This is a genomic window from Streptacidiphilus albus JL83 (genome assembly GCF_000744705.1).
Classification (GTDB): domain Bacteria; phylum Actinomycetota; class Actinomycetes; order Streptomycetales; family Streptomycetaceae; genus Streptacidiphilus; species Streptacidiphilus albus.
Genome location: NZ_JQML01000001.1, coordinates 3,532,186 through 3,558,190 on the forward strand (window position 1 = coordinate 3,532,186; position 26,005 = coordinate 3,558,190).

Consider the following 26,005-nt stretch of genomic DNA (forward strand, 5'->3'; position numbering starts at 1 on the left):
GCACTACCAGCGCGCGGCCTCCGGCAGCGGCCCGCCGTACCAGATCTCCACCAGCCGCCGGGCGATGGAGATCCCGGCCGGGGGCAGCAGCGAACCGTCCGCCATCCCCGCCCGCAGCTCCTCGCGGCTGAACCAGCCGGCCTCGGAGAGCTCCTCGCCGTCGACGGCGATCTCGGCCCCGCCGTCGCGCTCGTCCGCGCGTGCCAGGAAGCCGAGCATCAGGCTGGCCGGGAACGGCCAGGGCTGGCTGGCGACATAGGTCACCGAGCCGAGGTCGACCCGGACCCCGGCCTCCTCGGCCACCTCCCGGGCCACCGCCTGCTCCAGCGACTCCCCCGGCTCCACGAAGCCGGCCAGGGTCGAGTAGCGGCCCTCGGGCCACAGGGCCTGGCGCCCCAGCAGCGCCCGGTCCTGGCCGTCGGTGACCAGCATGATCACCGCGGCGTCGGTGCGCGGGTAGTGCTCGTGCGCGCAGGAGGTGCAGCGCCGCACGTGCCCGGCGGCGGCCGGCGCCGTGGCGTGGCCGCAGCGCGAGCAGAAGCGGTGCGAGTGGTGCCAGTTCTGCAGCGCCACGGCGTGCACCAGCAGGCCCGAGTCGCGGTCGCCCAGGGTCGCGCCGACCTCGCGCAGCCCGGCCGGCCGGGCGTCCCCGTCCAGCCGCCCGGGGAGGCTGTCCGCGGACAGGGCGAAGTAGGAGACCCCGTCCTGGTCGGTGCCCAGGAAGTAGCGCTCCCCTCCGTCCGGGGCCTCGAAGGAGGGCAGCAGCACCAGCTCGCTGCCGTCGGCGGTGTCCTCGACGAAGGCCTGCCCCTCGGCCACCACCAGCACCCGGGTGTCGGGGTGGCTCCAGGCGGCGGCGAGCCACGGCTCGTCGAGCCGGTGCTCGGCGGCGCGGTCCACCCCCGCCCGGGCGAGTGCGAGCGTCGGGCGGTCTCCCGCGGCCGGGGCCTCCGTCACGGTCTGGTCCTTCGGCTGCACCATCACGTACCTGCTCTCCCCCATCATCGGAACCATGTCTTGCTGCTCACCGGATCGCTGCGGCGAGACCCGGTCACCGGGCCGTGCTGTCCCAGCTACCGGCCAGGTCCGCCCACAGGTGGGCGGCCGTCTCCACGCCCTTGGCCAGCAGGTCCAGCTCGACCTTCTCGCCGACCGAGTGCCAGCCGTCCGAGGGGACCGAGATCCCCAGGAAGAGCACCGGGGCGCCGAGGACGTCCTGGAGGTCGGCCGCGGGGCCGGAACCGCCCTCCCGGGTGAACAGGATCTTCTGTTCGAACGCCCGGCCCATGGAGCGGGCCAGCGACTGCAGCGCCGGGTGGTCCAGCGGGGTGAGGCAGGGCCGGGTCGCCCCGGGGAAGACGATCTCGTGCCGGATGCCGGCCGGGAGCCGCTCCGCGACCCAGGCCGTGACCGACTGCCGGACCTTGTCCACGTCCTGCCCGGCGACCAGCCGGAAGGTCAGCTTGAGGTGCGCGTCGGCCGGGACGATGGTCTTGCCGCCGGGGCCGGTGTAGCCGCCCCAGATCCCGTTGACCTCGGCGGTCGGCCGGGCCCAGATCCGCTCCAGGGTGCTGAAGCCCTCCTCGCCCAGGGTCGCCCGGGACTTGGCCACGGACAGCCACTCGGCCTCGTCGAAGGGCAGTTCGGCGAAGAGCTCGCGCTCCTGCGCGGTCAGCTCCACCACGCCCTCGTAGAAGCCCGGGACGGCGACCCGCCGCTCCGGCGTGTGCAGTCCGGCGACCAGCCGCGCCGCCTCGGTCGCGGGGTTGGGCACCGCGCCGCCGAAGGAGCCCGAGTGGATGTCCTGTGAGGGGCCGTAGAGGTCGATCTGGCACTCCAGCATGCCGCGCATGCCGGTGCAGACCGTGGGGGTGGACTCGGACCACATGCCGGTGTCGGAGATGATCACGACATCGGCGGCCAGCCGCTCGGCGTGCTCCCGGATCAGGGCGCCGAAGTGCGGCGAACCCGACTCCTCCTCACCCTCCACCAGCAGCTTGAGGTTGACGGCCGGAGCAGTCCGCCCGGTCGCCGCGAGGTGCGCCCGCACCCCCAGGGTGTGGAAGAAGACCTGGCCCTTGTCGTCCGCCGCGCCCCGGCCGTACAGCCGGCCGTCGGCGACCACCGGCTCGAAGGGGTCGTTGGCCCAGCCGTCCTCACGGGCGGCCGGCTGGACGTCGTGGTGCCCGTACACCAGGACGGTCGGCGCGGAGGCGTCGCCGGAGGGCCACTCCGCGAAGACGGCCGGCAGGCCGCCGTTCTCCGTCTCCCAGACCTCGGCGACCGGGAAGCCGGTCGCCCTCAGCTTGTCGGCGAGCCACTCCGCGGAGCGGCGCACCTCGCCCGCGCGGGCGGGGTCGGCCGACACCGAGGGGATGCGCAGCCAGGCGGCCAGGTCGTCGAGGAAGGCGGGGGTGTGTTCCGCGATGAACTCGCGGACCACGCTGTCCGGGGAAGTCGTCATGGTACGACTCTAGTTCGGTTGCCGACCGCCCCGGCCCCGGCCCCACCCGCCGGGAGCGGGCGGGGCCGGGCGGGCGCCGGGGCGGGCCGGGCGGGCGCCGGGCGGGGCCGGGCGGGCGCCGGGGCGGCCGACGGGGGGTCAGCCGAGCCGACGGGTGAGCACCATCCGGGAGCGGGTGCAGCCGGCCGCCAGCAGCCAGGCCAGCAGCGGCAACCCGACCACCAGCTCCAGCAGCGTCGACCAGGGCACCTCCAGCGCCGCGGACAGCGCGCCCTGGATCGAGCCGGTGGTGGTGTCGTAGTAGACGACCTTGTTCGAGCCCAGCTCCCGCCACAGCGCCGCCGCCGGGACCATCCCGGCCACCGTGCCCAGCAGCGCCCCCATCGCGGCGATCACCGCGCACTGGAAGCCGGAGAGGGTCCGCCTGATCCTGGCGGCCGCGCCGACCGCCGCCAGCGTGGCCAGGTCGGCCTGGGAGTCGGCGGCGGCGAGCCCGGTGGCGATGGCGGCGGCGGCGACGGCGACGGTCGTGGCCGCGATCACCAGGCCGATGGCGATGGCCCCGTTGCTCGGCTGGAAGCCGCGCTCGACGGAGAGCGCCCCCTGGGAGACCTCGGCGACGGCGGCTGCGGCCCGCTGCTGCTCGGCCTGGGTCACCGGCTGCTTCGGCAGCCAGACCGAGGCCAGCGGCGCGGTCCTCAGCCCGGCCCGGGTCGCGGCCGAGGCCGGGAGCAGCGCGCTGACCGCGGCCGGGTGCGCGGAGATCACGGTCGCGGGCAGGGACACCGTCCGGGTGGTCGGCCTTCCGCTGCCGTCCGCCGTGTAGCTCTCGATCTGCAGGGTGGTCCTGCCGTCGACGACGTAGCGGCCGTCGGTGACCAGGACGCTGCCCCGGGCGAGGGCGGCCGCGGCAGCCGGGTCGTCGTTGCCGAGCACATTGCGCAGCGCGGCCGCGTCGCCGACGACGACCGACGCCCCGATCGACTCGCCCGAGCTGCGGCCCGCGTCCACCGCCGCCCGGCAGCGCGGATCGGTGCGCGCCGCCTGCTGGACCGCGGCCGGGCTCAGCTGGTTCATGGCGGCGCCGGTGACGAAGGCCGGGCAGACCTCGGCGGCGGGCAGCTGCAGCGACACGTATCCGCAGCCCGCCTCCGTACCGGTGACGCAGCCGGTCCCGGAGAGCAGGGTGGACAGGTCGGCACGCGGCCCCGGGTCGGGAATGCTGTTCTGCACGGCCGCCCGGGCCTGGCCCAGGTGCTTGCCGGTGGGATCGCCGTACTGGTCGGCCGAGAGCGTCACCGCGCCGTTGACGGTGCGGGCGGAGTACTGCTGCTGGTTCTGCGCGTTGGTGCTGCTCTGGAAGACCAGCACCGCGACCGCACCGGCCACGGCGGCCATGACGGCGGCGACGGCCGGGGCGGTGCGCCCCCGGTTGCGGGTGGCGTCGCGCAGCGCGAGCCGGGGCCCGAGCGGCAGCCTGCCGCTGAGCCGGCCGAACTGGCCGACCAGGAACGGGGTGCAGGCCACCACGCCGAGCTCGGCCAGCGCCGAGCCGCCGAGGACGGGCAGGAACCCGCCGCCGGCCAGCTTCGTGCCGAGCAGTGCCAGCGCCGCGCCCCCGGCGACGGCGAGCACGCCGAGCACGGTGAGCACCTTCGGCGGGGCCTTGACGACGCCCCGGCCGGTCAGTGAGGCGACCACCTCCTGCCGGGACGCCTGGACCGCCGGGACGACCGCCGCCAGCAGCCCGGTGACCAGCCCCACCAGCACGACGCCGAGCAGGTCGAGCGGTTCGAGCGTCAGACTGCCGAAGCGGGCGCCGGCCTTGGCCTCCAGCCAGCCCCGGCCGAGGGCCACGGCCGTCGCCCCGAGGGCGATGCCGCAGACCGCGCCCAGCGTCCCGAGCACGATCCCGCCGCCGAGGACGACGGAGCGGGTGTGCGCCCGGTTGCCGCCCCCGGCCGCGAGCAGGCCCAGCTGCCGACGGGACCGGCGGGCGCCGACCGCGAAGGCGGGACCGGCCAGCAGCACGATCTCCAGCAGCGCCATGCCGACGACCGTGCCCAGAATGGTGATCGTGGTCTTGTCGCTGCTGAACTCCGGACGCTGGTTCCGGCTGTACGGGACGTCGCTGCTGGGCGGCGGGTCGGCGAGTACCGCGCGGGAGGCCACGGTGACGCCGTACTGATTGGCCTTCAGCACGTCGTTCCAGCTGAACCCGGACTGCCCGGGCAGGCTGACCAGCCAGGTCTGGCCGCTCTCGAAGCCGCTGTCACGGTTGCCGGTCCTGGCGTCGGCGGCGCTGATGCCGGCCATCACCGCGTTCAGGTCGTTCGGCCTGAGCACCAGTTCGTCGTCGCCGAGGCTGTTCGGGAACTCGACGGCGGCGGTGATGGTGAGCGGCTGGTCGGAGTTGGCCAGGGTGGTGGTGCGGCCGATGCCGAGGCCGGAGTCCTTGAGGAAGGCGGTGCTCGCGGCGACCTGGAACGGGCCCTGCGGCAGGGTGCCCTGGCGGAGGGTCACCATCCCCCTGGTCAGCGGGTCGCTCAGGTCGATGCCGTTGACGTCGACGTTGCTCTGGCCGTAGGCGGTGGTGGTGGCCAGGTAGAGGTCGGTGTCGACCGGCTGCACCGTCGCCCCGGCCGGCAGTGCCCGGGTCAGCAGTTGGGCGGTCGACTCCTTGGCGAGGGCGGTCCGGCTGACCCCGCCGACGCTGCTCCCGGCCTGCTTGGCCGGGACGTTGTCGGAGCCGTTGTCCGGGTTCGGGGCCTGCTCGACCGCCTGTCCCGGCTGGATCGAGGTGATGAACGCCTGGGCCTGTCCCATCCGGCGGTCGGCGCTCTCCTGTGCGGTGAGCTGGGAGCTGCGGTAGGTCACGTCGGCGGCGCTCACTCCCAGGATCGGGACCGCGATCATGGCGATGACCAGGGCGCTGCGTCCCTTGGCGCGGAGGGCGTCGCGGCGGGCGATGCGGAGCGCGACCCGCCAGGCGGCGAGCTTCACAGCGTCCCCGTCCCGTCCCCGGCGCCGCCGTGGCCACCGGTGATGCCGGTGAGCAGGGTCTCGGCGGCGAGCGGCGCGGACTCGTCGACGAGCCTGCCGTCGCGGAGGAAGACCACCCGGTCCGCCCAGGCGGCGTGCCGGGCCTCGTGGGTGACCATGACGGCGGCGGCGCCCGCGTCGCAGCGGCCGCGCAGCACCGCGAGCACGGACTCGCCGGTGGCGGAGTCGAGAGCGCCGGTGGGCTCGTCGGCGAGGACCAGCCGGCGGTCGCCGATCAGGGCACGGGCGATGGCCACCCGCTGCTGCTGACCGCCGGACATCTCGTCGGGGAAGCGGTCGGCGAGGTCGGCGATGCCGATCTCGGTCAGCGCGGCGACGGCCTCCTTCCGGGCCTTCCGCCCTGACAGCCCGTCGAGCTCCCGGGGCAGCGAGACGTTCTCGGCGGCGGTGAGCGCGGGTATCAGGTTGAAGTCCTGGAAGACGTAGCCGATCGCCCGGCGGCGGACGGCGGCCAGGGCCTTGCGGGACAGCGCGCCCAGCTCCTGGCCCTCCACCAGCACCTGCCCGGAGCTGGCACTGTCCAGGCCGCCGGCCAGGGTCAGCAGGGTGGACTTGCCGGAGCCGCTGGGGCCCATCACCGCGACGAACTCCCCGGGGTGCACCGCGAGGTCGACCGTGCGCAGGGCGTGCACCTCGGCTGCGCCCTGGCCGTGGACGCGGGAGACGGACCGCAGCCGCAGCACGGCGCCTCCCGGCTCACCTGGTTGAGCGGTCATCGGCTGAGTGGTCATCACCTGCGGGCTCCCTTCTTGGTGGCTGCCGGGTCGGGCAGCGGTGACCGGGTCGGTCGGTCGGCGGCACGCGCGGCAGCGCGTTCGGCGGCGCGCTCGGCATGGCGGACCAGCCGGGTCTCGCAGTGGTCCAACCAGCGCACCTCGGCCTCGGCCTGGAAGATCAGCTGGTCCAGCACCAGCAGCCAGGCCAGGTCGTGACTCTCCGTGTCCAGGTCGGTCGCGGCGGCGCCCTCCTCGGCGGCGAGCGCCCTGGCCTTGAGCCGGGTGTAGTCCTGCAGCGCGCGGATGGTGTGGGCCCGCTGCCGCTGGGCCACCGCGGCGACGTCGACGCCGGGAACGGTGACCGCCATCGCCAGCTTTATCGCCAGTTCGTCGCGCGGCGGGTTGTCCCGGCGGACCGGGCTGCCGAACCAGACCCGCAGCTCCTCGCGTCCCTGATCGGTGACGGCGTAGAAGACGTGGCCCTCGGGGTCCTCGCCGTCGGGGCGGACCAGGCCGTCCCGTTCGAGGCGGCCGAGGGTGGTGTAGACCTGGCCGACGTTCAGCGGCCAGGTGGAGCCGGTGCGGCTCTCGAACTCGGATTTGAGCTGGTAGCCGTAGCGCGGGCCCTCTTCGAGCAGCGCCAGCAGACCGTGACGGATGGACATACCGAGTATGTATACCCGGTATGTAAACGGGATTCAAGCACGATCCGTCACCGGCAGGTCCTCCCGACGCACTATGTTCGGGGCGTGAGCCAGCTGCGCATCGCGACCTTCAACCTGCTGCACGGACAGGCCCTCGGCCCGGACGGCAGACCGCTCCCCGACCCCGCCGACCGGGCTGGAACCGACCCCTCCGCCCCGCTGGCCGAGGCCATCGCCGCGCTCGACGCGGACGTCCTCGCCCTCCAGGAGGTCGACCGCCACCAACCGCGCTCCGGCGGCACGGACCAGGCCGCGGTCGCGGCCAAGGCCATGGGCGCGGCCGACTGGCGCTTCGCCGCCGCCCTCCACGGCCGCCCGGCGCCGGTCTCCGGCTGGATCCCCGACCCCGGCGGGAGCGGCCTCCAGGTCTACGGTCCGGACGAGGTCGGCATCGGCGCCGACCGCCCCGCCTACGGCACCGCGCTGCTCACCCGGCTGCCGGTCGAGCACTGGCGGGCCCGGCGCTTCGCCCCCGCGCCCTTCGGGCTGCCGCTCCGGGTCGCCGGACGGCGCGGGCTGACCCCCGTGCCGGACGAGCCGCGCGCGGCGGTCGCCGCCGTGCTGCTCGGACCGGCCGGCCCGTTCACCGTGGTGGCGGCGCACCTGTCCTTCGTTCCGGGCTGGAACATGGGGCAGCTGGCCGGGATCCGCCGCTGGATCGCCGACCTGCCCGCGCCGTACCTGCTGCTCGGCGACTTCAACCTGGTCGGCCCGGTGCCGCGGACCGTCCTCGGCGGCGCGGCCATGGTGGACGGCCTGGGGCGGCGGCCCGGCCTCCCGCGCCAGCCCCGGGAGGCACGGCAGGGCCGGGAGGCCAGGGAGCCCCGGCGGCTGCGCCGGAGGCCGCCGCGCCGCACCTATCTGCGCGGCTGGCGGGACCTGGCCCGGACGCCCACCTACCCGGCGCACCGCCCGGCCGTGCAGTTCGACCACGTGCTGTCGGTCGGCATCCCGCGCACCGCCGTCCGCGGCACCGCCACCCCGGCGGTCGGGGTGTCCGACCACCGTCCGCTGGTGGTCGAGCTGCAGCTCTGAGCCGAGCGGCCGGACCGGGCCCCCGGCTCAGCGCACCCCCTCGCCGGCGCCGCGCCGGGGGCGGCCGACCTTCTGCAGCGACAGCACGGCCGGCCCGGTCAGCAGCGGGTTCGGCTCGTACTGGAGCAGCAGCATCGCGGCGTCGTCGCCGACCTGGCGGCCGGCGTGGCGGCGGACGTCGTCGTGGACCCGTTCCAGCACCTCGGCGGGTTCGGCTCCGGCCGCGCAGAGCGCCAGCCGGTCGGCGAGCGGGTAGAAGACCCCGCCGTCGTCCCTGGCCTCGACCACGCCGTCGGTGTAGAGCAGCAGCCGGTCGCCGTCCTCGAAGAGCACGCTGAGGACCGGCGGGCAGACCTCGGCGGGCTCCAGCACGCCGAGCGGCGGCACGTAGTACTCGGGTTCGAGCAGCCGTGCCTGGGCCCCGCCGCGCAGCAGCATCGGGGCCGGATGCCCGCAGTTGACGCTCTCGACCGTCCCGTCCGGGCGGACGCAGACCAGGATCAGGGTGACGAACTCCTCGCCCATGCCCTCGTGGTCGCTCTCCCGCAGGGTCCGGTCGAGGCTGTGCGCCAGCCAGGCCGCGACCCGGTCCAGCGCGGGCTCCTGGTGGGCCGCCTCGCGGAAGGCGCCGAGCACCGCCGCCGCGGTCTCCACCGCGCCGAGCCCCTTGCCCCGGACGTCGCCGATCACCGCACGGACGCCGTAGCGGGTCTGCACCACCTCGTAGAGGTCGCCGCCGATACTGGCGTGGGCGGCGGCGGCGGCGTAGTGGACGGCGGCCCGGACCGGGCCGATCCGGTCCGGCAGCGGACGGAGCAGGATCCGCTGGGCGACCTCGGAGACCAGCCGGGCGTCGGCGAGCTCCTGCTCCTGCCGGTTCCGCAGCAGCACGCTGGCGGCGCCGATCAGCGCGATCAGGATGATGGCGAAGATGCTGGCCGCGTGCACGGACTGGGTGAGGGTGTGGTCGTAGGCGGCCAGCCCGAAGGCGACGGCGCTGGTGACCACGCCGACCAGGATCGGGTACCAGGTGCGGTCGCTGACGACGGCGGCCAGGGCCGGCCCCACGGTGAGGGCGGGTTCGAAGGTGACCGTGGAGCTGTGGCTCACACCATCCAGAGCCACGATGAGGATGATCCCTATGAAAGGGAGCACCAATATCGCTCGGTTCCAGCTGGTGCGTCGAAGAAACCTTGCGGCGGGACTCAACGTCGTTTCTCCTGCGGGCGCTGTGCTACGGCGATAGGAAGAAGACAGGCAGAGCGTGAGGCGCTGCTGGGGCCGGGGGCGGCAGGTTTCCAATGCCGACCGCTTGTCGTTCAAAATGGGATCGATGTTGACTGGTTGGTTCCAATACATTAGGCGCGAAAAGGACATGCTGCACAGTCCTTTCACGAAATTCCCGTGCCGTCCCCACCTATTTGCCACCCGTATGGAGTACCCGGCTCGGCCCCTTCGGGCGGACCGGCCAGCAGTCGCTCCAGCCCGCCCCGGCCCGGCAGCGGCTCCGGGCGGACCACCCGGCCGGTCCGCACGTAGAGGAAGGCCGCCGAGACCCGCTCCGGCGGCACCCCCCGCAGCTCCGCCCAGGCCAGCCGGTAGACCGCCAGCTGCAGCGGGTCGGCGGTCTCGTTCCGGTTGGTCTTCCAGTCCACCACCTCGTAGCGGTCCTCGCCGGTCCGGTAGACCGCGTCGATCCTGCCCCGCACCACCCGCCCCGCCAGCAGCAGCTGGAACGGCGCCTCCACCCGGAACGGGGTGAGCGAGGCGTAGGGGGTGCGCAGGAAGGCCTCCTTCAGCCGGGCCAGGTCGTGCTCGTCCTCGATCCACTCGTCGTCGGCACCGGGCAGGGCGTCCGCGCCGAGCAGCATCAGCGGTTCGAAGCGGGACTCCACCCAGGCGTGGAACCGGGTGCCGCGGCGGGCGGCCGGCTGCGGCGGACGCGGCATCGGCCGCGCCAGCTCGCGGGCGAAGCCGTCCGGGTCCTCGGCCAGCCGCAGCAGCTGCGAGGCCGAGAGCGCGGCCGGCAGCGGGACGTCCCGACGACCGGCCCGGGCACGCAGCAGCTCGCCGGAGAGGGCCTCCAGGTCGCGGTCCCAGGAGGCGGTCAGCCGCTGCTCCTCCGGCAGCAGCCGGGACTCGTCGGTCGCCGGGCCCGGTCCGCCGTCGGCCGCGGCGCGCAGCCCGGCCAGCACCCGCAGCCCGGCCTCGCGGCGGGCCGCCTGGGCGTCCGGGTCCAGCGGCAGCGGCCAGGGGTGGTCGGCGGCGCGGGCCAGCGCGGGGTTCTCCGCCCCCTCGGCCGGCGGCTCGGCCCAGACCTCGATCTCGCCGCCCGTGCCGCCCTCGCAGTAGTCCCTGAGCTGCTCCAGGAAGGGCGACGGGCCCCGGGGCTTCTTCTGCGAGGGGCCCCACCAGTGGCCGGAGGCCAGCAGCAGCGAGCGCGGCCTGGTGAAGGCGACATAGCCGAGGCGCAGCTCCTCGACCGCCGCGTGCTCCCTCATCTGGACCGTGAACGCCTTCATCCCGGCGCTGGTCCAGGGCGGGGTGCCGGGCAGGGTGGGGCCGTCGCCACGCAGGTCGTGCGGGAGCACCTCGGGGCGGCCGGTCCAGCGCTCGCGCCCCTTCTCGCTCGGGAACGCCCCCTTCACCAGCCCGGGTACGGCGACGACGTCCCACTCCAGTCCCTTGGACTTGTGGACGGTGAGCACCTTCACCGTGTCGTCGCCCCCCGGGAGGGTGTTGTCCAGGCCCCGGTCGAACTCCTGCGCGGCCCGGAGGAAGCCCAGGAAGGCGGCGAGCGAGGGGTCGCCGTCCAGGTCGGCGAAGCCGGCCGCGGTGTCCAGGAAGGCGTTCAGGGTCTCCCGGCGGCGGGCGGCCAGGGCGTGCGGCGAGGCCGCCAGCTCGACCTCCAGGCCGGTGACCGCCAGCACCCGGTGCAGCACGTCCATCAGCGGCTCGGCCAGGGCCCGGCGCAGCTCGCGGATCTCGGCGGCGAACCGGGCGAAGCGGGCCCTGGCCTCGTCCGAGACCGGCAGCTCCGCACCCTTGTCGTCCGGGTGGAGGAAGGACTCCAGGGCGTCCGCGAGCGAGACCGCCTCGGTCGGGTCGGTGCCGGCCACGGCCTCGGCCAGCCGGTCCGCCTCCGGGCCGCCGGTACCACCGGACACCCGGACCAGGTCGCGGGCGCGCCGCCCCAGCAGCGCCAGGTCGCGCGGGCCGATCCGCCAGCGCGGGCCGACCAGCAGCCGGACCAGCGCCGCGTTGGCCGTCGGGTCCTGCAGCACCTCGCAGGTGGCGACCAGGTCGGCGACCTCGGGCAGGTTCAGCAGCCCGGACAGGCCGACCACCTCCACCGGGACGTCCCGGGAGACCAGGGCCGCGTGCATGTCCGGGAAGAGGTCACGGCCGCCCCGGCAGAGCACCGCGATCCGCCCGGGCGGGGTGCCGGTGCGGACCAGGTGGGCGATGGAGTCGGCCAGCCAGTCGACCTCCTGCTCGTAGCTGTCGAGCAGGGCGCAGCGCAGGAAGCCGTCGTGCTCGGCCCCCGGCGCCGGGCGCAGCGCCTCGACCCCTTCGTGCATCCCGCGCAGCGGCTCGGCGAGCCGGTTGGCGAAGTCCAGCAGCCGGCCGCCGCTGCGGCGGTTCTCCGAGAGCGAGTAGCGGTCGGCCTCGCCGCCGTCGGCCTTGGGGAAGTGCCGGGGGAAGTCGTCCAGGTTGGCGACCGAGGCCCCGCGCCAGCCGTAGATCGCCTGGCAGGGGTCGCCGACGGCGGTGACCGGGTGCCCGCCGCCGTACGGGTCGGCGGCGGTCGGGTCGGCGGCGGTCGGGTCGCCAGGGCCCGGTTCCCGGTCCTCGGCGCGGCCGAAGAGCCCGGCGAGCAGCAGCCGCTGGGCGACCGAGGTGTCCTGGTACTCGTCCAGCAGCACCACCCGGAACTGCTCGCGCAGCAGCCGGCCCACCGCCGGGTGCTCCTGGGCCAGCCGGGCGCAGGCCGCTATCTGGTCACCGAAGTCCATCAGCCCGGACTCGCCCTTGCGCAGCCGGTACTGCCGGACCAGGTCCGTGAGCTCCAGCCGGGCCGCGGCGGCCCGGGGGACCTTGCGGAGGTCCTCGTTGCTCTGCTTGACCGTCTCGAAGCGGGCGAGCAGCGCGGCGTCGTAGGCCTGCAGCCGCTCGGGCGCGATCAGGTGCTCGGCCAGCTCGCCGTCCAGGTTCAACAGGTCGGCGATCAGCGTGGAGAAGGTGCCGGTCAGCGCCGGGTAGGGGCCGGGGGCCCGGCGCAGGACCCGGGCGGCGAGCTGGTAGCGGGTGGCGTCGGCCAGCAGCCGGACGTCCGGCTCCAGGCCGATCCGCAGGCCGTGGTCCTTGAGCAGCCGTCCGGCGAAGGCGTGGTAGGTGGAGATCTCCGGCTCGCCGAGGACGTCGTCCTCGGCGCCGAGGACCTGCTCCGGGTCCACCACCCCGGCCTGCACCAGGGCCCTGCGCACGCGTTCGGCGAGCTCGCCGGCGGCCTTGTTGGTGAAGGTCAGCCCGAGCACCTGCTCGGGGCGGACCTGGCCGGTGCCGACCAGCCAGACCACCCGTGCGGCCATCACCGTGGTCTTGCCGGAGCCCGCGCCCGCGACGATCACCGCGGGGGCGAGCGGGGCCGTGACGGCCGCGATCTGCTCCGCGGTGAAGGGGATGCCGAGGAGCTCCTTGAGCTGCTCGGGGCTGGTGATGGCTGGGCTCACCCCGGCAACGCTAGCGGGCGCCACCGACAGTCGGGGCCGACCGCGTCGGGATCAGCGGCCGCGCCCGTCGGAGTCCTGCTCGTCGGAGTCCGTACTCGTCAGAGTCCGTACTGGGAAGCCGCGACGGTGTCGGCGGCCGGCGGCGGGGTGAGGGTGACCGGCTGCCCGTACTCGTCGAAGGTCATCGTCCCGGTGTCGGAGCCGGTCGTCACCAGTTTCACGATCTCCGGCACGGACACGTCGGTGACGTAGATCGAGCCCGGGGAAGCCGCGTCGGTCGGGTCGGTCAGCTTGACGACCTGCTGACCGCCGAGGGTGCTCTCCGGCCCCTTGACCGTGGCGGACACGTTCCCGACCGAGGCCACCATGGTCTGGCTGATGTTGCAGAGCGAGGCCAACGAGGCCATGCCGCTGCCGCTCACCGTGGTCTGCAGGTACTTGCCGCCGAGCAGTTTGACGACGGTGGCGTTGCCGCCGTTGGCCATCCAGAAGGTGGCGTCCGGCTCGAACCAGACGTCCTTGCCGATGACCAGCAGCTGCATCGTGCCCTTGCCGGTGCCGAGGGAGATCGAGCCCTGGCAGCCCTTGGCCGGGGCGAGGTGCAGGTCGAAGGAGATGTTCGAGCCGTCGTCCGTGCCCGCGCCGACCATGTGGAGCGAGGTGGCCGCCTTCAGGTCGGCTATGGCCCTGGTGGCGATCTGCGGCCCGCTCAGCGCGGCCATCGGGTCGGCGGGCGCGGCCGGGGCGCTCGGGGCGGCCGAGGCGGAAGAGGCGGCCGAGGCGGAGGAGCCCGAGCCTGCGGCCGAGTGGCTGCTGCTGCAGGCAGTCGCGCCGACTGCGAGCGCGGTGCAGACGAGGGTCGCCGATATCAGGCGCTGTCGGTGCTTCATGGTTCGTTTTCCCGCCGTGGATGCTGTTCCTGGGTGCGCCCCGACGGGCCGTCGAAGCCGATGCCGGGGGCGCAGCCGCCACATCCTGGCATACGGTCGACCGATCCGTTCCACCCGCCCCTCGGTCGAGCCGTTCGCCTCAGTCGACGACCTGGCGGCCCTCGGGGTGGCCGGTGCAGCTGCGGCGGAAGGCGCAGTGGTCGCAGCCGGGGCCGACGCTGGGGACGAAGCGCTCGTTGACCACCCGGTCGGCGGCCTCGGCGAGCAGGCCCTCGATCCAGCCGGGGTCGTCGCCGAGTGCGGGCTGCGGCTGGACCTTCGGCTCGTCCTCCCGGCCCCTGCCGGCCGGCTGCCGCAGCTGCACCAACTCGGCGCCGCCGGGCTGCGGGTGCTCGCCGGCGAAGGCCTCCAGGCCGTCCACCGCGCCCTCGCGCACGGCCAGCTGGTACACCCCGAGCTGGGGGTGGGTCGGCAGGTCGGTCCCGGGGACGACGCGCTTGCCGGTCTTGAAGTCGACGACGAAGGCCGCGCCGGTCGCCTCGTCCCGCTCGACCCGGTCCATGCTGCCGCGGATCCGGACGGCGTGGTCGCCGACCTTCAGCTCCACCTCGAACGGGTGCTCGGTGGCCACCGGCACCCGGCCGCGCTCATGGGCGTGCCAGCGGAGGAAGCGCTCCAGGGCGGCCCTGGCCTCGCCCTTCTCCTGCTCGGACTTCCACGGAGCGTCGAAGGCCAGGGCGTCCCAGACCGTGTCGAGACGCTCCATCAGCACCCCCAGGTCCGGCGGGGTCCGGCCGGAGCCGACCTCGTCCGCCAGCACATGGACCACGTTGCCGAAGCCCTGCGCCCCGCTGGACGGGCCCTCGGCCCGCACCTCGCGGCCCAGGAACCACTGCAGCGCGCAGCTGTCGACCTGCTCCAGCGCGCTGCCGGACAGCTGCAGCGGCCACTCCGGGTCGCGCACCGGGACGGTGTTCTCGGTCGCGTCGGCCATGCCCCACCAGCGCTGCGGATGGGCGGAGGGGACCAGCGCGGTGCCGTCCTCGTCGCTCAGCGCCGCCAGCCGGGTCAGCCGGTCCGCCGCCGCCGCGCGCAGCTCCGGCGAGGCGGCCGGGTCGACCACGGTCGCCCGCAACTCCGCGACCAGGGCGGCGACCGCCAGCGGACGCCGCGGGCGGTGGGTGACGTCCTCGACCCGGACCTCCGGGACCCGGCTGCCGTCCGGGAGCTCCTGGTAGAGCTCGCGCAGGAAGCGGGAGGGCTCGTCGCCGTCGTCCGCCGGCGCCTTCACCGCGGTGACGATCAGCCGCTCCCTGGCCCGGGTGGCGGCGACGTAGAAGAGCCGCCGCTCCTCGGCCAGCAGGGCGGCCGGGCTCAGCGGCTCGGCCAGGCCGTCCCGGCCGATCCGGTCCGCCTCCAGCAGCGAGCCCCGGCGCCGCAGGTCGGGCCAGAGCCCCTCCTGCACCCCGGCGACCACCACCACCCGCCACTCCAGGCCCTTGGACCGGTGCGCGGTCAGCAGCCGGACCGCGTCCGGGCGCACCGTCCGGCCGGAGAGGGTGTCCGCGGCGATGTCCTGCCGCTCCAGCTCGGCGAGGAAGTTCAGCGCGTCCCGGCGCCCCCGGACCCGCTCGGCGGCGCGGGCGGCGGTCTCGAACAGGGCGCAGACGGCGTCCAGGTCGCGGTCGGCGTTGCGGCCGGCCGTGCCGGGGCGGAGCGCGGTCGACTCCAGCCGCTGCCGCCAGCGCTCGGAGCCGTCCCAGAGCGCCCACAGCGCGTCCTCGGCGGAGGCCTCGCCGGCCAGCAGCTCGCGGACCTTGCGCAGCAGCTGGCCGAGCCGGTGGGCCCGGCGCACGGCCGGGCCGTCCAGGGTGACCAGCCGCTCCGGCTCGGCCAGCGCCTCGCGGATCAGCTGCTCGGCCGGGCGGACGGCGCGCTGCCGCTCCGGGGGGAGCGCGCGGAGCGCCGTGCGCTCCTCCTCGCGCAGGGCACGGCCGAGACGGCGCAGGTCGGCGCTGTCCAGGCCGCAGAGCGGGCCGGTGAGCAGGGTGTGCGCGATCTCGGCGGTGAGCGGGTCGCTGCCGTAGGGGTCGGCGGGGTCGGCGGGCTCGTCCTCCGTCTCCGCCCGGCGGCGGTCGTACGCGGCGCCGTGGGCGCACACCCGGAGCGCGGTGAGCAGTGGGGCGACGGCGGGCTCGGCGTGGAGGGGCAGGTCGTCGCCGTCGATCTCCAGCGGCACCCCGGCCGAGCTCAGCGCCCGGCGGAAGCCGGGGATGGACCGGCCGCCGGCCCGGACCAGCACCGCCATCTCGCCCCAGGGCACGCCCTCCTCCAGGTGGGCCCGGCGGAGCAGGTCGGCGATGTTGTCGATCTCGGAGCCAGGCGTCGGGTAGGTGTAGACCTCGACCCGGCCGCCGCCGCGCTGCGGGACCAGCTGCCGGTGCTGGGCCAGGGCCTCGGCCGGGAGCCGGCCCATCGGCATCCGCCGGGCCACCATCCGGCCGGCGGCCAGCAGGTTCGCCCCGGCCCGGCGGGAGACCCGGAGCACCCGCACCGGCGCGGGGCCGCCGTCCGCCTGCGGGAAGTCCCGGGGGAAGTCGAGGATGCCGTTGATGTCGGCCCCCCGGAACGCGTAGATGGACTGGTCGGGGTCGCCGACCGCGACCAGCTCGCGGCCGCCGCCGGCCAGCGCCTGCAACAGCCTGACCTGCGCGGGGTCGGTGTCCTGGTACTCGTCGACGAAGACCACCCGGTACTGCCGGCGCAGCTCCGCGGCGACCTCGGGGCGCTCGGCCAGCAGCACCGCGCGGTGGACCAGCTCCGAGTAGTCGAGCGAGCCCTGGGCGTCCAGCACGTCCAGGTACTCGGCCAGGAAGTCGGCCGCCGCCCGCCAGTCCGGGCGGCCGACCCGGTCGGCGAAGCGGCGCAGCGCGTGCTCGTCCAGGCCCAGCTCGCGGGCGCGGGCCAGCACCGCCCGGACCTCGTCCGCGAACCCCCGGGTGGTCAGGCAGGCCCGGAGCTCGTCCGGCCAGCGGATGCCGAGACCGGCCCTGGCGTCCTCGGCGCCGCCGGTCAGCAGGTCGCGCACCATCACGTCCTGCTCCGGTCCGGAGAGCAGCCGGACCGGGTCGGCGAAGAGCTCCGGATCCTGGTGCGCCCGCACCAGGGCGTAGCAGAACGAGTGGAAGGTGGTGGCCTGCGGCGTGCCCCGGCCGCCGACCGCGCCGGCCCGCGCGGTCATCCGGTCCCGCAGCTCCACGGCGGCCTTCCGGCCGAAGGTCAGCACCAGGATCTCCTCGGCCGGCACGCCCTCGGCGATCCGTCGGGTCACCGCCTCGACCAGGGTGGTGGTCTTGCCCGTCCCCGGACCGGCCAGCACCAGCAGCGGGCCGCCCCGGTGGTCCACCACCGCCTGCTGGTAGGGGTCGAGCAGCGGCGGCGCAGGGGTGACCAGGGGGTCGCGCACCAGTCGGTACGCGCCCCCGCGTCCGGGTACGACGGGTGGCGAGGTCATGAGCACGGTCCAGGGGCAACTACGGGGCAGATCGGACACGGGGTCGGACACGGGGTCGGACACGGGAGGCGCGGCACAGCCGACGCAACGGGTGTACCGGCTCCCGGAAGGCGTCCTTCACCGCGAGCCTACGATCCTCCCCCGTCAGTCACACCGTTGTCACGGGATCGTTGTCACCGGATGGCAAGCATCACACCGGTGTCCCCGGCCACCGTCCGTCCCAGCGCGCGCGGGCCAGGTCCACCCGCGGCAGGTCCTCCGCGGCGGTCGAGCCGGGGGCCGGTCCCCGGCCCCTGACCTGCCGCAACGGGGTCCCCTCGGCCCGGTACGCGGCCAGCGCGCGCAGTTCGTGGCCGGGCAGCAGCGCGCCGTCCGCGCGCACCACCCGCCACCAGGGCACCGCTCCGCCGTACAGCGCCATCACCCGGCCGACCTGGCGCGGCCCGCCCTGCTCCAGGTACTCGGCGACATCGCCGTAGGTCATCACCCGTCCGGCCGGGATCCGCTCGGTGAGCTCCAGCACCAGCTCGGCGAAGGGCGGCAGCCCGGCGGTCGCGCCGGACCGGGAGTCGGACACCGAGTCGGACGGGGAGTCGGCGGGGGTCTCGTCGGTACTCACCCGAGGCATTCTGTCCCATCGCACTGACACGACCGGGTGGCGCTCTGCCGGAACCTCCTCGCCCGCCAGGGCAGGGGAATGTAGCATCCGCCGAGGGCTCGTAGGGTGCCGACCTGGTTCCAACGCACATCCCTTACCCATGCCACCCTTGAGGGGCGGTACCAGGCGACCAGAAGGCAAAGACCACGATGACCGGATCGAACGCGAGCGCCGACCAGGCTGCGGACGTGTCCGGAGAGGTCCCCCCGGCCGCCTCGGCAGGTCTCGGGGCCGTGCCGCCGGCCTCCGCCACCCCGCCGCCCGCCCCGTCGACGGCCGCCGCCGAGACCGCCGTCACCCCCGTCGACCTGGTGAAGCACCCGGGGACCAGCCCGCCGCCGGAGGCCCGCTCGCACGTCGCCGTCGACGAGCCGCTGCTCGCGGCCCGGGTGCACCGGCCGGCCGACCTGATCCGGTTCCTGCTCGGCGTCGTCGGCATCGCCGCCGTGCTGGTGCTCGCCAACATCGCCCAGAACTCCACCGCCGGGCTGCAGTCCGACATCTCGGCCGGGGCCACTCGGGTCCCCAGCTTCCTGATCACCATCACCGGCTTCGTCTCCACGGCGGCCGTCCTCATCGTCCCGCTCGCCTTCGCCGTGGAACGGCTGATCAAACGGGACGGGCTCCGGGTCGCCGACGGCGTGCTGGCGGCGGTACTGGCCCACGGCATCTCGCTGGCCGTGGACCTGTGGGTGGTCAAGGACGCCAATGCGGCCATCGCCTACGCGCTGACCACCCGGACCGGCAACACCCTGAGCGACCCGGTCCACAGCTACCTCACCCCGGTCATCGCCTACATGACGGCGGTGGGGATGGCCAGCCGGCCGCGCTGGCGGGTCGCGCTCTGGGCCGTGGTGCTGCTGGACTCCGTCTCGGAACTGATCGGCGGCGACACCACGCCGCTGTCCATTGCAGTAACCATCCTGCTCGGCCTCACCGTCGCCTACGGCACCCTCTACGCGGTCGGCACCCCGAACGTCCGGCCCACCGGCGAGCACCTGCTGATGGGGCTGCGGAAGGTCGGCTTCTCCCCGGTCAGCGCGCACCGCTCGACCGACGGGCCCGAGGGCACCCGGCGCTACCTGGTGATCCAGCAGGGCGCCTCGCCGCTGGACGTCCACGTCATCGACCGGGAGCAGCAGGCCTCCGGCTTCTTCTACCGGATGTGGCGGCGACTGCAGCTGCGCACCGTCGCCGTCCGCTCCAGCCCCCAGTCACTGCGGCAGGCCCTCGAACAGGAGGCCCTGATCGCCTATGCCGTCAACGCGGCGGGCGCACATTCACCCCGGCTGCTGGCCACCTCGGAACTCGGCCCGGACGCGGTCATCCTGGTCTACGAACGGATCGAGGGCCGCTCGCTCGACAGCGTCGAATCGGCGGAGATCACCGACGCGGTCCTGGCCGACGCCTGGGGGTCGGTGCGGGCGCTGCACGACCGCCGGATCGCCCACCGCCGGCTGACCGGCGAGTCCGTGCTGATCACTCCCGACAACCGGACCTGCCTGATCAACCTCGCCGGGGGCGACATCGCCTCCGGCGATCTGACGCTGCGGATGGACGTCGCCCAGCTGCTCACCACCTTCGCCCTCCGGGTCGGTCCGGAGCGGGCGGTGGCCTCCGCCAACGCCGTCCTCGGCGCCGACCGCACCGCCAGCGCGCTGCCGCTGCTCCAGCCCGTCGGCCTGAACCGCTCCACCCGGCAGGCCCTGAAGCAGTACAACCGGGCCCGCAAGGCCGAGGCCGACGCCGTCCACGCCGAGCAGCTGAAGGCCGGGGTCAAGGTCGAGGACGCGCTGCTGGAGCCGCCGGTGGCCGAGGACCTGCTCTCGCAGATCCGCGAGCAGATCCTGGAGATCGTCCCGCAGGCCCCGGTGGCCCCGGCCAACCTCCAGCGGCTCAAGCCGAAGACCCTGATCACCATGATCGCCGGGGCCTTCGCCGGCTATCTGCTGCTGACCCAGGTGATGGCCAACAACCCGATCACCGCGCTCTCCCACGCCGACCTGGTCTGGGTCCTGGTCGCCGTGGTCGCCTCGGTGCTCAGCTACGTCGGCGCGGCGATGAGCCTGTCCGGCTTCGTCCCCGAGAAGCTGCCCTTCGGGCGGACCTTCCTGGCCCAGGTGGCCGGCTCCTTCGTGAAGCTGGTCGCCCCGGCTGCGGTCGGCGGGGTGGCCCTCAACGCCCGGTTCCTCCAGCGGATGGGCGTCCGCCCGGGGCAGGCGGTCGCCAGCGTCGGCGCCTCGCAGCTGGTCGGCCTGGGCATGCACATCCTGCTGCTGCTCGGCTTCGGCTTCATCGCCGGGACCGGCAGCAGCTCCGACATCCCCTCCTCGCGGACGGTCATCGCCGGGCTGCTGGTGGCCGCCGTGCTGGTACTGGTGGCGGCGGCGATCCCGCCGCTGCGCCGCTGGCTGACCTCGCAGGTGCGTTCGCTCTTCCTGGGCGTCATCCCCCGGATGCTGGACCTGCTGCGCTCCCCCTCCAAGCTGGCGACCGGCTTCGGCGGGATCGTCCTGGTCTCGCTGGCCTTCGTGGCCTGCCTGGACGCCAGCATCCGCGCCCTGGGCGGCTCGCTCCCGTTCGCCACCGTCGCGGTGGTCTACCTGGCCGGGAACGCGGCCGGATCGGCCATCCCGGTGCCGGGTGGCATCGGCCCGATCGAGCTGGCGCTGACCGGTCTGCTCACCGGCGCCGGCCTCCCGCTGGCCGTGGCCACCCCGGCGGTGGTCCTGTTCCGGGTGCTGACCTTCTGGTTCCCGGTGCTGCCCGGCTGGATCTCGTTCACCTACCTCCAGCGCAAGAACGCGCTCTGACGAGGACGGCCCCCACCCGGAGCGGGTGGGGGCCGTCGTCGAGGTCGTCGCCGGTGGCGTGAGGCCTAGTAGACCGGCTTGTGCGGCTCGATCTGGTTGACCCAGCCGATGATGCCGCTGCCGACGTGGACGGCGTCGGCGAAGCCGGCCGAGTGCAGCACGGCCAGCACCTCGGCCGAGCGGGCGCCGGACTTGCAGTGCACGACGATCTTCTTGTCCTGCGGCATCCGCTCCAGCGCGTCACCCATCAGGAACTCGCCCTTGGGGATCAGCACGGCGCCGGGGATGCTGACGATCTCGTACTCGCCGGGCTCGCGGACGTCGACCAGGAAGATGTCCTCCTTGTCGTCCTGCCACTGCTTGAGCTGCTTGGGCGTGATGGTCGAGCCGATCGCCGCCGCCTGGGCCTCGTCACTGACGACGCCGCAGAAGGCGTCGTAGTCGATCAGGTCGGTGACGGTCGGGTTCTCGCCGCAGAGCACGCAGTCGGGGTCCTTGCGGACCTTGACCTGGCGGTACTGCATCTCCAGGGCGTCGTAGATCATCAGCCGGCCGACCAGCGGCTCGCCGATGCCGGTCAGCAGCTTGATCGCCTCGGTGACCTGGACCGAGCCGATGGAGGCGCAGAGCACGCCCAGCACGCCGCCCTCCGAGCAGGACGGAACCATGCCGGCCGGCGGGGCCTCGGGGTAGAGGCAGCGGTAGCAGGGGCCGTGCTCGGCCCAGAAGACGCTGGCCTGGCCGTCGAAGCGGTAGATCGAGCCCCAGACGTAGGGCTTGCCCAGCAGCACGGCCGCGTCGTTCACCAGGTAGCGGGTGGCGAAGTTGTCGGTGCCGTCCACGATCAGGTCGTACTGGGCGAAGATCTCCTTGACGTTGTCCACGTCGAGGCGGGTCTCGTGCAGGACGACGTTGACGAAGGGGTTGATCTCCAGGACCGAGGCGCGGGCGGACTCGCCCTTGGACCGGCCGATGTCCGACTGGCCGTGGATGATCTGGCGCTGGAGGTTGGACTCGTCGACGGTGTCGAACTCGACGATGCCGAGGGTGCCGACACCTGCCGCGGCAAGGTACATCAGTGCGGGCGAGCCCAGGCCGCCGGCGCCCACGCAGAGCACCTTGGCGTTCTTCAGCCGCTTCTGCCCGGCCATCCCGACGTCCGGGATGATCAGGTGGCGGGAGTACCTGCGGACCTCGTCCACAGTGAGCTCAGCGGCCGGCTCGACCAGGGGTGGCAGCGACACGGGGGACTCCGGTGGTCGGTAACGTGTGACGGTTCTTCGGCCAACAGTGCCACGCCGTGCCCTATTCCAGGGCCCCTGGTCCGAGGTGCGAGACAGTCGCTGAGACACCGGCCCGCTGCGTCCCGACGGTCACACCCGGCAGGCGGTCTCCATCCAGATGTCCGCCAGCGACTCCTCCAGCGGGACCCGGGGACGCCAGCCCAGCCGCTCCCGGGCGGTGCGGATGTCGGCCTGGCGCCAGAGCACCTCGCCGGGGCGGTCGGTCCCGTCGGCGCCGGGGATCGGGCTGCGGCTCTCCTCCAGCAGCCGCCCCTCGAAGCCGGAGGCGCGGACCAGCAGATGGGCCGCGTCCCGCAGCCGGACGCCGGTCCCGCCGCCGATGTTGATCACACCGGTGGCGGCCGAGACGGCCGCCGACTGCACCGCGCGGGCGACGTCGCGAACGTCCACGAAGTCCCGGAAGGCGGACAGGTCGGCCGCGCGGACCTGCGGCTCACCTCGCTCCAGCGCCCGGCGCAGCCCCTCGGAGAGCCGGCCGAAGAGCGATCCGGCCGGGACCCCGGGGCCGACCACGTCGAAGATCCGCAGCACCACCGCGTCCAGCCCGGAGGAGAGCGCCAGTTCGGTCCCGGCCAGCTTGGTGACCCCGTAGGGGCCGATCGGGCGCGGGTCGGCGGTCTCGGCGGTCGAGGTGCCGATGGCCACCGGGCCGTACTCGGCGGCGGAGCCGACGTGGACCAGCCGGGCCGGGTCGTGGCTGCGCCGGATCGCCTCGCAGACCGTGGCGACGGCCTGGGTGTTGGCCCGGACCAGGTCGCGCGGGCTGCCGTAGGTCGCACCGGCGCAGTTGACCACCACCCGGGGCATCACCGCGTCCAGGAACCGGGCCAGCGCGCCGGGGCTGCCGGCCGCGAGGTCGAAGCGGATGTCGGCGGTGTCCCGCCGGCCCAGAACGGTCACCTGGAGTTCCGGGTCGGCGTAGAGGCGGTCGGCGACGCGGCGGCCGATGAATCCATCGGCCCCCAGCAGCAGCACCCTCATGATGCGGTCCTTCCTTGGACGGGCCCCTCGGGCCCGCGATGTCGCAGAGTCGGCAGATCGTGGAGCAGGGCAATGGAGCTCGGGGTACGGGAGCTCCTGGTACGGGAGCTCAGGGGACCAGCAGGGGGCCCGGCCGCTGCGCCGTCCTGTGGGACCGGGGCCGGCGGAGCACCGTCCAGGCGTAGGGCAGCAGCGGCGCGGCGGTCAGGCCGCAGCCCCACAGCAGGGCCGGGCCGATGTCCGGTATGCCGGGACCGCCCAGGCACGCCGCCGCCACGCCCACGGCGGACAGCGTGCAGAGCAGCGCCGCCAGGGCGTCGCGCCGACGCCCGCACCGCCAGAGCAGCAGCGCGAGCAGCAGCACCAGTCCGGTGCAGCCCTGGGCGGCCCAGGCCTCCCCCGGGGACGCCGCGACGCCCGCGAGCACACCGCCGCCGAGGGTGGCCTGACGGCGGGTCAGCACCAGCGCGGCGAAGGTCGCGGCGGCCAGGGCGCTGAGGTAGAGGCCGACCGCGACCGGCAGCACCGGCCGCATCCGTTCTCGGAACTCCGAGGCGGAGCGGGCGGTGTCGAGATGGACCCAGCCGATGTGCCGGTACCAGCGGGCACACCACTCGGCCGCCCCCATGGCGCAGGCGGGGGCGGCAGCCAGGGCCGGATCGGCCCCGGGCCCGAACAGCACCAGGCCGAGCAGGGCGGCCACGCCGAGGGCGTAGCCCAGGACGGCGCCCCGGGGCTGGCTCCGGCCGGCCGTCACGGCGGCGGCCAGGACCAGCAGCAGCCCGGCGGCGAGTTCGGCCCCCGGTTCGGCGGACGGCCCCAGCAGCCGCCCGGCGAGCCCGAGCAGCCCGCAGGGCAGCAGGTAGAGCAGCGCGGCGGCCCAGGCCGGGGCGGCCCGCCGGCGCCAGGGGTCCTCCGGCGCCAGGGCCGGCCGGGCGGCCGGCCGACGCGGCACCCGGGCGTACAGCTCGTCCGCCAGCGAGAAGACGTCGGCGTGCCGGTAGCGGGAGGCGGTGCCGGGACCGATGCCGGCCGCCTCCAGCTCGGCGGCGATCTCCAGCGGGTCCACCGCGCCCTCGCAGCAGAGCTGGTGACGCTCACGCAGGTCGTGGACGGGATCGGCGCTCATCCGGCACCCGCCTCCACCGGGACCGGCACCCGCAACCGGCTCGCCCCGGCCCCGACCGGCACCGGCTCCGTGCGCTCCCCCTCCCGGTCGGCCGCGCTGCCGCTCCCCGGCCGGGGTCCGGCGGGCAGTCCGGGGCGCTGCCCAGCCAGTGGTCGGCGGAGCGGGCGAAGGGCTGCCGGGCGAGGGCGGCGAGCGGGGCGAGGTCCTCCGGCACCGGCACCGGCTCGGGGCCCGCACCGGGCCAGCGCGAGACCAGCTCCAGGTACAGCCCGCGGAAGGCCGACGCGGCCGGTTCGACCGCGTACAGCTCCTGGGCGCGCAGCCGCCCGGCGGTGCCCAGCCGGGAGCGGCGCTCGGGGTCGTCGAGCAGCGCGGCGCAGGCCGCCGCCAGCGCCAGCGGGTCCTCGGCCGGGACGAGCAGCCCGGTGGGGCCGACCACCTCGCGGGCCGCACCGACGTCGGTGGCGACCACCGGTCGGCCGCTGAGCATGGCCTCGGCGAGCAGCCGGGGCGGCACCCCGCGGGTGCCGGAGAAGACCAGCACGGTGCCCTGTTCGGCCCCGGTCCCGGGCGGCACCGCCCGGTCCGGGGAGGTGGCCGGGGAGGTGTCGGGGGCGCTGTCCGGAAAGCCGTCCGGGAACCGGACCGCGTCGGGCCGGTCCGGGAGCAGCCGGCGGGCCAGGTCGCGGCAGTGCTCCGCGTGGGCCAGGCCGCCGACCGGGACCTCCCCCTCGATCCGCAGCACCGCGTCGGGGATCTGCCCGCGCAGGGTCGCGAAGGCGTGGAGCATCGCCACCAGCCCGCCGTAGGGCTCTATCGGCCCGGACCAGACCAGGGTGGGGAGGGCGGGTTCGGGCCCGGCCGGGGGCTCGCCCGCCCGCGCGGTGCCCTGGTAGACCACCCGGATCGACTCGGGGTCGGCGCCGCAGTGCAGCTGCCAGCGCCGGTCGTAGGCGCTGCCGGGGGTGATCAGGCCCGCCTGCCGGTAGCCCTCGGTCGCCAGCAGCCGGAAGAAGGCCAGCAGCAGCGCCCGCACCGGCCACCGGTAGGGGGCGGTGCGGTAGCCCCGGGCCCGTTCGCGCAGGTGCAGGCTGTGCTCGGTGATCAGCAGCGGGGTGCCGTGGTCGTGCTTGGCCAGCAGCCCGGGCAGCACCCCGAGACCGCCGTCGACGGCGTGGCAGAGGTCGGCCGCCGCCAGGGCGTCCCGGCCGTACCAAGGGGCGGACAGCGGTCTCAGGCAGCGTTCCAGCAGGTCGACGGCGACCAGGGCGTCACGGACCAGCGGCTCGCCGACGGATCCGGGGCCGATGGTGCCCCGGGCGCCCGGGGTCCGCCAGGCGGACTCGATCACGTCCAGGGCCGCGCCGGAGCGCAGCAGGGCCGGCAGCCCGCCGCCACGCCCGGCCTCGGCCAGCGCGTAGAGGGCGGGGCCGAAGCCACCGGTGGCGCCGGGCTCCACCAGTGAGCGGACCAGTTCGCGGTAGGCCGTCAGCGCCCGGCGGCGGCGCAGGCCGCGCAGCACTCCCCCGCTCAGCAGGCTGCCGAGCGGCCCTCCGGCCGGATCGGCGTGCCGGAGTCGGAGCAGCCGGGCCGGTGAGGGCTCGGGGAGCGGATCGTGCCGGGTGGCACCCAGCGCGTACAACTCGAACTCGTGCTCGGGGAGCCCGCGGGTGAGTCGTTCGCACCAGCCGCCCTCGACACTCCGGGCAGTGGGGAAGGCACTCTCGGTGAGCAGGGCAATGCGCATGGAGACCTCCTGAGCTGTTTGGTGCGAGGGATCGGGCGGGGCGTAAGGCCGTACAGGCACTCGACGTGAGGGGCGGACCGACGGGGCGGTCCGGATCGGATCCGTCCGGACCGGGGACCGCTCCGGTGAACGTCCCGACGTCTGTTCGGCCCGACGGACACGAAACTACGACCGGTGACTGACCATCAGTCGGCCATCCGGGTGCGTACCACCCGAAGGAGTGAAGCGGCGAAACCCTCGGCTTCCGGCGGCGT

16 protein-coding genes are annotated in these 26,005 nt (G+C 74.8%); 2 read left to right on the top strand and 14 right to left on the bottom strand.

Going from position 1 to position 26,005, the window contains the following annotated elements; translation table 11 throughout:
- Window positions 1–3 precede the first annotated feature (3 nt).
- The 5 genes from nudC to BS75_RS15225 all read right to left on the bottom strand — a co-directional run bounded on the left by nudC (window position 4) and on the right by BS75_RS15225 (window position 6,908).
- On the bottom strand, window positions 4–981 hold the full coding sequence (gene nudC, locus BS75_RS15205) for an NAD(+) diphosphatase (protein WP_042439092.1): 978 nt from the start codon (window positions 979–981) through the stop codon (window positions 4–6).
- A gap of 70 nt (window positions 982–1,051) precedes the next feature.
- Window positions 1,052–2,464 carry a M20/M25/M40 family metallo-hydrolase gene (locus BS75_RS15210; RefSeq protein ID WP_034088617.1) on the bottom strand — a complete coding sequence of 471 codons (1,413 nt, stop codon included), beginning with the start codon at window positions 2,462–2,464 and terminating at the stop codon, window positions 1,052–1,054.
- A gap of 138 nt (window positions 2,465–2,602) precedes the next feature.
- The gene (locus BS75_RS15215) at window positions 2,603–5,467 is read right to left on the bottom strand and encodes an FtsX-like permease family protein (protein ID WP_034088618.1); all 2,865 of its coding nucleotides are present in this window, start codon (window positions 5,465–5,467) and stop codon (window positions 2,603–2,605) included.
- Window positions 5,464–6,243, bottom strand: a complete 780-nt coding sequence (locus BS75_RS15220) for an ABC transporter ATP-binding protein (RefSeq protein ID WP_034093091.1) — start codon at window positions 6,241–6,243, stop codon at window positions 5,464–5,466. The genes BS75_RS15215 and BS75_RS15220 overlap by 4 nt, the downstream gene beginning before the upstream one ends.
- Window positions 6,244–6,257: 14 nt before the next feature.
- Window positions 6,258–6,908 (bottom strand): PadR family transcriptional regulator, encoded by a 651-nt coding sequence (locus BS75_RS15225; protein ID WP_034088619.1) that lies wholly within the window; start codon window positions 6,906–6,908, stop codon window positions 6,258–6,260.
- 84 nt (window positions 6,909–6,992) lie between these two features.
- Here BS75_RS15225 and BS75_RS15230 point away from each other — a divergent pair, with 84 nt between their 5' ends.
- On the top strand, window positions 6,993–7,982 hold the full coding sequence (locus BS75_RS15230; protein ID WP_052069427.1) for an endonuclease/exonuclease/phosphatase family protein: 990 nt from the start codon (window positions 6,993–6,995) through the stop codon (window positions 7,980–7,982).
- A 27-nt stretch (window positions 7,983–8,009) separates the two neighbouring features.
- Here the strand turns inward: BS75_RS15230 and BS75_RS15235 are convergent, their stop codons facing one another.
- The 5 genes from BS75_RS15235 to BS75_RS15255 form a co-directional block, all read right to left on the bottom strand.
- Window positions 8,010–9,107: a PP2C family protein-serine/threonine phosphatase gene (locus BS75_RS15235; protein WP_152646346.1), complete on the bottom strand. Its 1,098-nt coding sequence runs from the start codon at window positions 9,105–9,107 to the stop codon at window positions 8,010–8,012.
- A 266-nt stretch (window positions 9,108–9,373) separates the two neighbouring features.
- Window positions 9,374–12,715, bottom strand: a complete 3,342-nt coding sequence (locus BS75_RS15240) for an ATP-dependent helicase (RefSeq protein ID WP_042440823.1) — start codon at window positions 12,713–12,715, stop codon at window positions 9,374–9,376.
- A 98-nt stretch (window positions 12,716–12,813) separates the two neighbouring features.
- Window positions 12,814–13,605: a hypothetical protein gene (locus BS75_RS15245; RefSeq protein ID WP_034088620.1), complete on the bottom strand. Its 792-nt coding sequence runs from the start codon at window positions 13,603–13,605 to the stop codon at window positions 12,814–12,816.
- A gap of 139 nt (window positions 13,606–13,744) precedes the next feature.
- Complete coding sequence (locus tag BS75_RS15250; RefSeq protein ID WP_034088621.1) at window positions 13,745–17,119, bottom strand: ATP-dependent helicase; 3,375 nt, start codon at window positions 17,117–17,119, stop codon at window positions 13,745–13,747.
- A 190-nt stretch (window positions 17,120–17,309) separates the two neighbouring features.
- Window positions 17,310–17,738 carry an MGMT family protein gene (locus tag BS75_RS15255; protein ID WP_408022537.1) on the bottom strand — a complete coding sequence of 143 codons (429 nt, stop codon included), beginning with the start codon at window positions 17,736–17,738 and terminating at the stop codon, window positions 17,310–17,312.
- A gap of 188 nt (window positions 17,739–17,926) precedes the next feature.
- Between BS75_RS15255 and BS75_RS15260 the strand changes: the two genes are divergently transcribed.
- The gene (locus BS75_RS15260; RefSeq protein ID WP_081982338.1) at window positions 17,927–20,590 is read left to right on the top strand and encodes a lysylphosphatidylglycerol synthase transmembrane domain-containing protein; all 2,664 of its coding nucleotides are present in this window, start codon (window positions 17,927–17,929) and stop codon (window positions 20,588–20,590) included.
- Window positions 20,591–20,655: 65 nt separating this feature from the next.
- Here BS75_RS15260 and moeZ read toward each other — a convergent pair whose 3' ends face one another.
- The 4 genes from moeZ to BS75_RS15280 all read right to left on the bottom strand — a co-directional run bounded on the left by moeZ (window position 20,656) and on the right by BS75_RS15280 (window position 25,751).
- Window positions 20,656–21,834: an adenylyltransferase/sulfurtransferase MoeZ gene (moeZ, locus tag BS75_RS15265; RefSeq protein WP_034088622.1), complete on the bottom strand. Its 1,179-nt coding sequence runs from the start codon at window positions 21,832–21,834 to the stop codon at window positions 20,656–20,658.
- 129 nt (window positions 21,835–21,963) lie between these two features.
- Window positions 21,964–22,875, bottom strand: coding sequence for an NAD-dependent epimerase/dehydratase family protein (locus tag BS75_RS15270; RefSeq protein ID WP_034088623.1), 912 nt, complete (start codon window positions 22,873–22,875; stop codon window positions 21,964–21,966).
- A gap of 109 nt (window positions 22,876–22,984) precedes the next feature.
- The gene (locus BS75_RS44285; protein WP_052069429.1) at window positions 22,985–24,004 is read right to left on the bottom strand and encodes a hypothetical protein; all 1,020 of its coding nucleotides are present in this window, start codon (window positions 24,002–24,004) and stop codon (window positions 22,985–22,987) included.
- A complete protein-coding gene (locus BS75_RS15280) occupies window positions 23,973–25,751 on the bottom strand; it encodes a DUF3492 domain-containing protein (RefSeq protein WP_052069430.1) in 1,779 nt (592 codons plus the stop codon). Before BS75_RS15280 ends, BS75_RS44285 begins: the two co-directional genes overlap by 32 nt.
- Window positions 25,752–26,005 lie beyond the last annotated feature (254 nt).

What these genes read in the sequence shown, in the direction of transcription:
- nudC (WP_042439092.1), bottom strand. Translation starts at nt 981, where the DNA reads ATGGTGCAGCCGAAGGACCAGACCGTGACGGAGGCCCCGGCCGCGGGA.
- BS75_RS15210 (WP_034088617.1), bottom strand. Translation starts at nt 2,464, where the DNA reads ATGACGACTTCCCCGGACAGCGTGGTCCGCGAGTTCATCGCGGAACAC.
- BS75_RS15220 (WP_034093091.1), bottom strand. Translation starts at nt 6,243, where the DNA reads ATGACCGCTCAACCAGGTGAGCCGGGAGGCGCCGTGCTGCGGCTGCGG.
- BS75_RS15225 (WP_034088619.1), bottom strand. Translation starts at nt 6,908, where the DNA reads ATGTCCATCCGTCACGGTCTGCTGGCGCTGCTCGAAGAGGGCCCGCGC.
- BS75_RS15245 (WP_034088620.1), bottom strand. Translation starts at nt 13,605, where the DNA reads ATGAAGCACCGACAGCGCCTGATATCGGCGACCCTCGTCTGCACCGCG.
- BS75_RS15250 (WP_034088621.1), bottom strand. Translation starts at nt 17,119, where the DNA reads ATGACCTCGCCACCCGTCGTACCCGGACGCGGGGGCGCGTACCGACTG.
- BS75_RS15260 (WP_081982338.1), top strand. Translation starts at nt 17,927, where the DNA reads ATGACCGGATCGAACGCGAGCGCCGACCAGGCTGCGGACGTGTCCGGA.
- BS75_RS15270 (WP_034088623.1), bottom strand. Translation starts at nt 22,875, where the DNA reads ATGAGGGTGCTGCTGCTGGGGGCCGATGGATTCATCGGCCGCCGCGTC.
- BS75_RS44285 (WP_052069429.1), bottom strand. Translation starts at nt 24,004, where the DNA reads ATGAGCGCCGATCCCGTCCACGACCTGCGTGAGCGTCACCAGCTCTGC.
- BS75_RS15280 (WP_052069430.1), bottom strand. Translation starts at nt 25,751, where the DNA reads ATGCGCATTGCCCTGCTCACCGAGAGTGCCTTCCCCACTGCCCGGAGT.